A 10,671-nucleotide genomic window follows, 5' to 3' on the forward strand; every position below is an offset into this window, starting at 1 on the left:
TCAATCAGAATTAGTTTATATCAAACACAGAGACACATTAATCTGAACACAGAGACACAGAGGCACAGAGTTTCGTAATTGTCTGTCGGAAAGTCAACGGGATAGACACTGAGTTCGCAGCTTCGCTGCATACGAGAGAAGGGAAATTAACTCTGTGAGCTATGGACAAGAAAACAAAAACTCTGTGTTTCCGTGCCTCTGTGTTTCCTATCATTTAAGTTTGCACATTTACTTACGCCCCCATGTTTATAGCCTGTCCTCCGTGTGCGACAAGCATCCACCAAAGGAAAAAAGCGTTAAACAAGACTCCCGACTGTTACGGTTTTGTAACATCGTTGCAAAAAAAACGCAACCCATTCCCCCTACTTTTGCGCCCCAAAAGCAGCGAATTGGACAAAAAAATATAACATTGGACAAAAACATACGATGATTCGGACAAATTTGTACCCCCTGTTTCGTTTTAGACACATAATTTTGCAGCATAAAATTAACGAAAACTTTTCTAACATTCATTCATTTAATAACTAATTAACAAGATCTATGGAACGAAAACAGAGAACTCGGGTAAAGACACCCAGATGGCTCATGCTTCTCTGCATGTTGCTATGCACTTCTGCATCGGTTTTCGCACAGAAGACCGTTACAGGTACAGTATTTGACGACACGGGCATGACCGTTATCGGTGCCAGTGTGGCAGAAAAAGGCACTAACAACGGTGCCATCACCGACATAGACGGTAAGTTCACGGTGAAGGTACAGGACGATGCCATCCTGGTCATCAGCTACATTGGCTATGTCACCCAGGAAATCTCCGTCAAGGGGAAAACAAACATCAATGTAACCCTGAAAGAAGACAGCGAAGTGCTGGACGAGGTAGTCGTAGTGGGTTACGGCGTACAGAAGAAAGCCAACCTGACCGGTGCGGTAGCCACGGTGGCTTCCGACAAACTGGAAAGCCGCGCCACTACCAGCCTTTCCAGCTCACTCTCCGGTCTGGCAGCCGGTGTGCAGGTCAGCCAGAGTTCCGGTAAGCCGGGCAGCGACGGCGCCAACATCCAGATGCGTGGTTTGGGTAGCTTCAACAGCTCTTCGCCCATGGTCATCGTGGACGGTGCCGAAGCCAGCATCGCTTCTGTCAACAGCGACGACGTAGAAAGCATCTCGTTCCTGAAAGATGCCGCCAGTGCCGCCATCTACGGTTCGCGAGGCGCCAACGGTGTAATCCTCATCACCACCAAGAAAGGTAAGAAAGGACAAGCTCCGAAGGTAACCTATACCGGTATTGTCACCAACTCGAAGATGAGCGGTAAAGCTTTCCGCTTCGAGAACAACTATGCCGAATACATGGAAATGGCCAACCGCTGGAGCACCAACCGCGACTACCAGGCAGGTACCAAATACACACAAGCCGCCATCGACGAGTGGCGCGAAGGAGCAGTCAAAGCTGCCACCAATCCCTACGGTACCGACAACCCCTACGGTGTGCCCAACTTCCTGGCTTACCCCAGCACCCAATGGGTAGACGTGCTGTTCCGTCCCTACACCATGCACAAGCATAATGTGTCCATCACAGGCGGTAGCGACAAGACCACCTACCTGCTCTCTTTCGGCTACATGGACAACCCCGGTATGCTGGAGAACACCGGACTGAAACGCTACGAAGGACGTATCAACGTGGAAACCGAAATCACCAAGTTCCTGAGCATCGGTACACAGACATACGCTACATTTGAAAATGCCGAACCGGGCAACACCAGCTTCACCTACATGTTCCAGAACACCCCCGCCATGACACCGGAATACAACGGACGCTACGGTGTGGCCGTGGACGGTTCGTCCAACAATAACCTACTGGCTACCGTAGTGGGTACAGGCGGTTCCTACAACGACACCCGTCTGAACACCACCTGGTATGCCCGCCTGAAACCTTTCAAAGGTTTGACCATCGAAGGACGCTTCAACTACCAGACCCTGTTCAGCGAATCGGAAACCTGGAGCAAGTGCATCGACAAGGAAAACTTCCGCACCGGCGACTTATATCCCGGAACCAGCGCCGACCAGGCCACCACATCACGCGGAACCACCCGTTACCAGAACCGCACGCAGACAGGAACTATCCAGTATGCCAATACCTTCGGCGACCATGACTTCAGCGTCATGCTGGGTACCGAACAATACTACTGGACCGTGAAAGGATTCAGCGCCACCCGCACGGGTCTGCTGGACCTCTCCCTGCCCGACTTCACCGCTGCCACCGACCAGCAAATTCCCACCGTGGGCGGTACCGCCATGCAGGAATACGGCGTAATCTCCTACTTCGGCCGTTTAAACTATTCGTATAAGGAACGCTACCTGCTGGAAGCCAACTTCCGCCGTGACGGTTCTTCCCGTTTCGGTCCCGACCACCGCTGGGGTACCTTCCCCTCTGTATCTGCCGCATGGCGCATCCTCGAAGAACCCTTCATGGAACCCGCCAAAGACATTCTCTCCAACTTGAAGCTGCGTGCATCGTGGGGTAAGTTGGGTAACATGACTGCCGGCTACTACGATTGGCAGGCTACTTACAGCACTGTCAACTATTCATTCAGCGACCAGGTTGTAAAAGGTCTGCGCCAAAGCAAAATTGCCAATCCCAACCTGCACTGGGAAGCCGGCGAATCCATCGACATTGGTCTGGACTTAGGATTCCTTGACAACCGCCTGAACATCGAAGCCGACTGGTACCAGCGCACCACCAAAGGCATCCTGGCATCGCCCTCCATCTACATGACCATGGGTAGTGTCAGCGCCCCCGTCACCAACACTTCGGATATGCGCAACCGCGGTATCGAACTGAACTTGCGCTGGGCCGACCGCATCAAAGACTTTGAATACAGCATCAGCGCCAACTTCGCCTGGAACAAGAACACCGTATCGAAATATAAAGGCAAGCTGGAACAAGGCTGGACTACAGACGAAAACGGCAACCCCATCTACGTGACCAACCGCGGCGACGTGGCCGACTATGGCAATACCATCGTAGTGGAAGACCACATGTACAACGAACACTACCTCTTCGAACGCCACCACGGTAACGGCAACATCTACTTGGCCGACGGCGTAACGCCCGACCCCAACGGCGGTCCGCGCGACGGTATGATCCGCACCAAGCAAGACCTCGACTGGGTGCGCGCCATGCTGGACTACCGCGATGCCGATGGCAACCGTGTGTATGACTTCAACAACCAGAGCATCGGACAAGGACAGGGCCTGTGGTACGGTGAAATGATTTATGCCGACATCAACGGTGATGGCATGTACGGCACGAACGACAACGACCGCGTCTTCACCGGCAAGTCCACCACACCGAAATATACTTACGGTATCAACATTGCCATGGCTTGGAAAGGCTTCGACCTGAACATGACATGGGCAGGCAACGCTGGCATGTACCGCTACATCTACGAACGCGGCTTCAACCAAATGAGCGATGCCGGCTGGCAGGAAGGAACCATCGTGGCCAGAAACGCCCGCGACATTTTCTATTACTGCGACCCCGAGCTGTCAGTGACCGACCCCAACTACGACCCGGCTCTCGACCCCAATGCCAACATTGACGCACCCTACATGCGCATCGGTAATACCAACAGCGCCCACCGCGCCAACACCAGCGAGCTGTACAACGCTTCGTACATCAAGCTGAAGACGTTGCAAATTGGCTACACCCTGCCGCAGGCACTGACCAAGAAGGCTTACATCAACAAGCTGCGTATATTCGCTTCGTTCGAGAACCTGCTGACGATTACGAGCTTCCCCGGTGTTGACCCGGAAATGAGCGGTTCTGGATTCCAGTCCTACCCCATTCCCCGCATGATCTCCGGCGGTATCAACATTACATTCTAACCCTGTTCATTTACTGACAAATAAAAACATTGAATATGAAAAAAATAATCTTACCCTTCATCGGACTGGCACTCTGCGGACTGCAAAGCTGTGTAGACTTAGACATGGCGCCGCATAACCAGGTGGCTTCCGGCAATATGTGGACCAATTCCACTCTGACCAACCAGGGCGTAGCCGCCATCTACCAGCGACTGCGCGGCTGGGGCGTATACAACCAGGACTATTCCAATGCGACACCTGCTTTCGAGGCATTGGGCATGACCACCGATCCCTACCGTACACCGCCTTACACCAAAGGAACGGCCGGTTCCAGCGACGGTCTCTTCTCCAACGCATGGAAAAATTTCTATGAAGGCGTACACCGCGCCAACGATGCCATCCAGGCCCTTTCACAACCGGGCGGCGGCGGTGTGGATGACGAAACCCGCCTGCGCCTGCTGTGCGAAAGTAAATTTCTCCGCGCATTCTATTACACACGTCTGAACGAACTGTTCGGCCGCTACGGTTTGGGTGTTCCTCTTTATCTGGAACCCCTGGAGTCCGTAGACGAATGTACGAAGAGCCAATCACCCGAATCGGAAGTTTGGGCACAGGTGATACAAGACTTGACAGACTGCATCAACGAGCCTAACTTCCCCGACTACTATCAGGAGACAGGACGCGCCTGCAAGGGTGCTGCCTACACGCTGCGCGGACGTGTCTACCTGATGCTGGGCGCCAAATACAACTACGACAATACCGTGGGCACTGTAACCAGCACGTCCATTGACCAGGATATGCTCCGCAAAGCCGTCGCCGACTTCGAGAAAGTAGGAGAATGCGGTTTCGGATTATTCCAGAACGGATATAAAGAAATCTTCACGGAAGAGAACGAAGGTTGCGAGGAAATTATCTTCGCCGTTTCCAACACCGACAAAATGGAAGGATACGGTAATGCTACACAGCGCTATTGCGGCACACGATCCATGGTAGGACACGACGGCGTGGAAGGCTGGTCTTATTTTGCTCCTTCCAACGCCCTGGTAGATATGTATGAATACAAGGACGAGCAAAGAGACTTCGACTGGAACGACATCATCCCCGGATATTTCGACATCCCAGCCAATGACCGACTGATTTACTTCCTCCGCGATTCAGTAGCCAACGGCCAACCTCTCGGCGGCACGGAACTGAGAAAAATGATACGCCAGAAGATAAACATCGTATCGGAAGGCAACCGCAGCCTGTACCTGCCCGAAGGCAACGAAGCCCGTCTGAAGAAGGCCTGGGAAAACCGCGACCCTCGCCTGCGCTACAACGTAATCCTGCCCTACGACGAAGTTTATCTGGGTGGCGATGCACAACGCCTGAATGCGGGCGACATGAACCCGGTACCCTACGTATTCCGCTGGCCGGTAAAACAACAACGCCACTACGTAGACCTGCAGGAAGACCCCAGCTGGGGAGTAACCGCTCCGTATGACCTGATGCAGGACGGTAGCAGCGAGGCAGAATTTGCCTATCGTTACCGCAAGTTTGTAATGGAAGGCTACGAATGCGAATATGCACAAAACAGCCCCATCGACGAACCGGTATTCCGTTATGCCTACGTATTGCTGATGTGGGCAGAAGCTTTGGCACAGCTGGATGATCTGAACGGTGCCGCCGAAAAGGTGAACATGGTGCGCCAGCGTCCGTCGGTAGAGATGTGGCCGTACACTTTCACCAGCAAGGAAGATGCCCTGAACAAAATCCGCAACGAGTCGCGCCGAGAGCTTTGCATGGAAGGCGTCAACTTCTTCGAAGAACTGCGCTGGGGTACGCTCCGCGAAACCGAGTTCGAACCGTTCATGAACTACATTGCCGGTGCCAAGACCTGCAACGGCATTCAGAGCAGTGGTAACGGAGGTGCAAGCTGGTCTACGACCAACGACTACAGCATCTGGCCTGTGCCCAGTACAGAAGTAGAAAAGAACCCGAACCTGCAAAAGACTCCGGGATGGCTGTATTAATCCTGAGAAGTATATAAACAGGAGATAGAAGAGGATGTGTCGGAACAATACGGAAAGAGACATTTGCCATGTCTATAAACATCTGACGTATTTGTTCTGACACACACCTCTGTCTGTTTCCGATAAAGTCAATGAGACTCCAATATATATGCAAAATTAAATGATACTAAACACAGAGGCACGGAGACACAGAATTTTTGTTTTCTTGTCCATAGCTCACAGAGTTAATTTCCCTTCTCTCGTATGCGGCGAAGCCGCGGACTCTGTTCCCTCCCCTCATTTTTCCCGACAGACAGTTACAGAACTTTGTGTCTCTGTGTCTCTGTGTTTGATAAACTAATTCTGATTGATTACTTATTCCTTAAAGTTTATTTAAAATTCATTTCTAGTCAGAACGGGTGCGGCCGGGATTCGTGAGTAAAACATTTCAGGAATCCCGACTGCACCCGGAATGGCAGGAAAAAGGGAACAAACTGAATCCTTAAAACCATTCACAAACAATTATCTAAAACTTACACTGTTATGAAAAAGATTGCAATCTCAATCATCTGCTGCCTGTTGGCCTTGGGAAACATCGCCCCCGCACAGGCCGCCAAACCGAAAGCGAAACACGTAGTCATGATTGCCTTAGACGGCTGGGGCGCTTACAGCATGAAGAAAGCCGAGGTGCCCAATATCCGCGCCCTGATGGCAGACGGCTGCTACACCCTGAAGAAGAGATCCGTACTTCCGTCATCATCGGCTATCAACTGGGCATCGATGTTCAACGGAGCCGGAACGGAAATCCACGGTTACACCACCTGGGGATCACACACACCCGAAATACCCTCTGCCGTCACCAACGAACACGGTATCTTCCCCACCATCTATTCGCTCATGCAGGAACAGATGCCCGAAGCAGAAACCGGCTGTCTCTATGAGTGGGAGGGCATCAAGTATCTGGTAGACACGCTGGCCATCAAGCACTATGCTCAAGCCAAGGACTACGACAAACAGCCCGACAAACTCTGCACCATGGCCGAAGAATACATCAAAGCCGAAAAACCGGCCTTTGTGGCTGTGTGCTTCGACCAACTGGACCACGTAGGGCACGCCGACGGACACGACACTCCTGCCTACTACCAGCAACTGGAGACGCTGGACAGCTACGTGAAGCGTATCGTGGATGCCGTAAAAGCTGCCGGCATCTATGACGACACCATCATCCTCATGTCTGCCGACCACGGTGGCATCGAGAAAGGACACGGTGGCAAAACGCTGCAGGAAATGGAAACTCCGTTCATCATCGCCGGAAAAGGCATCCGCAAGAACGGAGGCCAGTTTGAGGAACTGATGATGCAGTATGACGTGGCTGCCACCATCGCCTATATTTTCGGACTGGAACAGCCGCAGGCATGGATCGGCCGTCCGATGGTACAGGTATTTAAATAACAGGCACGCCTACTGACAGAAATGCGCCGTTTCATTCTGCGCAGAATAACTTTTTTCCAACAGCCTTCACGCCTTCACTTGCTGCATCCTGATGCGTTAGTGAAGGCGTGACGTTTTTCTTTCGCCCGATTTCCGGCAGTCCGCGTAAAGAGTTACGCTCTAAATGAACCATTAACTTATGAAGTAGACAATTGTCGCTGCTTTTTCGGACAATATTACTGCCTCCCATCCATAGAAGATGCGTATTTTTGCAGACAGGAAATACGCATGTCTGTCCCGCGCCAGACAGATAAACAGCCTGAGCAGGAATACCGGGGCTGAGTGAGCATGCATCATTCTAATAACATTAATTATATCACACGATGAAAAAAGTTCTTATGCTGTTAGTGCTCTTCGCAGGTTGCCAGATGGCCTGGGCTGAGCAGACTTTCAACAAAGCCGACCTGCGGCAAACCATGCGCCGTGTGGCCGACTGGCAAATTGCACACATCGGCGCTTCGCCACATGGCGAGCTTAACTGGGTGAACGCCACCTTCTACTTAGGACTGACCCGCTGGGCAGAAATCGCCGAGGAAGAGAACGGCGATGAGTCTTACTTCAAATGGCTCCGACGATTGGGAGCGCGTAACTACTGGCAGGTGGAGAAACGCATGTATCATGCCGACGATGTCTGCATCGCCCAAACCTACCTGGACCTCTACCGCAAATACAAACAGGAGTCTATGCTCATCCCCACCGTGGCACGTACGGAATGGGTGATGGAACATCCCTCGTCGGGTTCGTTCAACCTGAGCTATTCCGATGCCAGCACGCTGGAGCGCTGGACGTGGTGCGATGCCCTGTTCATGGCACCGCCAGTCTATGCCCGCCTGTATGTACTCACCGGAGACAAGAAATACATCCGCTTCATGGACAGGGAATACAAAGAGACCTACAAACAACTGTTCGACACCGAAGAACACCTTTTCTACCGCGACCGACGCTACATCGGCCAGAAAGAAGCCAACGGCCAGAAAGTGTTCTGGAGCCGCGGCAACGGCTGGGTGATAGGTGGCTTAGTGGAAATTCTGCGTGTGCTGCCTGCCGATGACAAGAAATACCGCCCCTATTACGAAGCACTGTTCAAGGAAATCTGCGGCCGCATACGCGAACTGCAGCAACCGGACGGCTTCTGGCGTGCCAGCCTGCTGGACCCGGAGTCGTACCCCTCGCCTGAAACGAGCGGAACAGGCTTTTTCCTCTACGGCTTTGCCTACGGCATCAACCAAGGACTACTGCCCAAAGAAGAATTCATGCCTGCCTTGGAAAAAGGCTGGAAGGCCATGCTGACGGCCATAGAAGAAGATGGCAAGTTGGGCTTCGTACAGCCCGTGGGTGCCGACCCGAAGAAAGTATCGCGGGAAATGACCGAATCTTACGGTCCCGGCGCTTTCCTGCTGGCAGGAAGCGAATTGTATCAGATGGCAAGCAATGACCTGGTGCTGAACAATCTCTCTGCAGACCGTGTGCGCGAAATCGCTGCCATGCTGCCCGACAAGCCGCAGGGAATAGGCGTAACCTACAAAGACCGCAAGTATTGGGAGGCTGTGGCTGCCATGCCCGAAGCACAAGCACTGGTGAAAGAGGCTAGAGAAAGTATGGAAAAAGGAATGCCTCCCTTTGTCGACTCACTTTACCTGCATCTGAACAAGACGGGGGTCCGCCTACCAGGCGAAAACATGATGAACGCACGCTACCAGTACGTATTCCGCCTGTCGCTGGCAGAGTGCATCGAAAATAAAGGACGCTTCGTGCCTGCCATCCGCAAGGGAATCGCCGAACTATGTGCCCAGAAGCCTTGGTCTATCCCTGCACATGACCGCAACCTGAACAACTACTACGGACGCGATTATTACGTGGACTTGGTGGTAGCCACTTCGGGCAACAGCCTGGCACAATGCCTGTATATCCTGGGCGACAAACTGCCTGCCGAAACGCACGCCCTGGCACAATGCGCTTTCCGCGAGAAAGTGTTCCGCCCCATATTCCGTTGCCTGGAAGAGACCAAACCTTTCTATTGGTTTACCGTCAGAAACAACTGGAATTCGGTCTGTCTGGCCGGGGTTACGGGAGCGGCACTTACCCTGCTGACTGATAAAGAAGAACGTGCCTATTTTGTAGCCATGGCCGAAAAATACCATCACTATGGCATGGAAGGATATCCCGACGATGGCTATTGCAGTGAAGGTGTAGGCTATTACAACTATGGATTTGCCGCTTATGTCACACTACGCGAAGAGGTCTGCCGGGCCACAAACGGACAGATAGACTTCTTCTGCCTACCCAAGTTCGTACGCCTGGCACAATACGGCAAGAACATCCAGATTCAAAACAATATCTGCCCGGCTTATTCCGACTGCCGTATCGGACTCGCACCCGCGGACTTCATCACGGACTACTGCGCCCGTGCCCTGGGACAGGAAACATCGCCTGCCCGCTATCGCTTCCCCTCCATGACGGACAACCTCTCGCTGCACCTCATCTATCTGTTTCCCAACCCTGCCTGGCCGGTGAACATGACTTCGGAAATGAAGAAAGCCTTGCAGGAAACCGCCGCCCCGCTGCATTCCCGCTGGCCGTTGGCGAACATCTTCATCTCACGACCTGCACCCGACTCGGAGTGCCGGATGGGGGTGTCATTCAAGGCTGGACACAACGGAGAGAGCCACAACCACAATGACGTGGGGTCGTATACCGTGGCCGTGGGAGAGGAAACGCTGGCCGGTGACATGGGAGGTCCGTTCTCTTACCCCGGAGACTACTTCGACAACGGCTCCTACAAGTATCCCATCAAGAACTCTTTCGGACACCCACTTCCTGTGGTAGACGGAAACCTACAGCAGACCGGGAAATCGGCTCAGGGCAAAATTCTGCATACGGCCATGAGCCAGACAGTAGACTCCTGCCTGCTGGACCTGACGGCTGCTTATGCCCAGACGACTTCCCTCCGCCAGCTGACCCGCCAGTTTGTCTACGACCGCACAGGCAAAGGCAGTTTCAGCATTGAAGACCGCTATTCGGCAGAAGCTCCCATTGCTTTTGAAACAGCCATCACTACCCGCGCCTCCTGGAAGACCGTCGGCAAGGACATGCTGGAACTGACCTCAGGCAAAGAAACCGTCCGCATCCGCATCGAGGCATCTGCTCCCGTCAGCTTTACCTCGGAAACCATCGAAGTGAACTGCCCGCCCTACACCCGCATCGGCATAGTCATGAAAGACAAGGCACGCAACGGATATATCCGCATGGTCATGATGTAGAACAAGTTGCGGGCTACAGCCGCAGGTTCGTCATACCCCCCCCCGGCCGTAGCCCGCAACCCAAGCGG

Annotated in this window: 4 protein-coding genes; all 4 read left to right on the top strand. The window is 53.0% G+C overall.

Annotated elements, in window-relative coordinates:
• Positions 1-540 precede the first annotated feature (540 nt).
• The 4 genes from B5F34_RS11170 (at position 541) to B5F34_RS11185 (ending at position 10,603) form a co-directional block, all read left to right on the top strand.
• Positions 541-3,882, top strand: coding sequence for a TonB-dependent receptor (locus B5F34_RS11170; protein WP_239448925.1), 3,342 nt, complete (start codon positions 541-543; stop codon positions 3,880-3,882).
• Between the two features lie 35 nt (positions 3,883-3,917).
• Positions 3,918-5,873, top strand: coding sequence for a RagB/SusD family nutrient uptake outer membrane protein (locus B5F34_RS11175; protein WP_087338862.1), 1,956 nt, complete (start codon positions 3,918-3,920; stop codon positions 5,871-5,873).
• Between the two features lie 522 nt (positions 5,874-6,395).
• Positions 6,396-7,304 carry an alkaline phosphatase gene (locus tag B5F34_RS11180; protein ID WP_087338864.1) on the top strand — a complete coding sequence of 303 codons (909 nt, stop codon included), beginning with the start codon at positions 6,396-6,398 and terminating at the stop codon, positions 7,302-7,304.
• Positions 7,305-7,666: 362 nt separating this feature from the next.
• Complete coding sequence (locus B5F34_RS11185; protein WP_087338867.1) at positions 7,667-10,603, top strand: glycoside hydrolase family 88 protein; 2,937 nt, start codon at positions 7,667-7,669, stop codon at positions 10,601-10,603.
• Positions 10,604-10,671: the final 68 nt, after the last annotated feature.

Origin of the sequence: Mediterranea sp. An20, from assembly GCF_002160055.1 — a bacterium.
Lineage (GTDB): Bacteria > Bacteroidota > Bacteroidia > Bacteroidales > Bacteroidaceae > Bacteroides > Bacteroides avicola.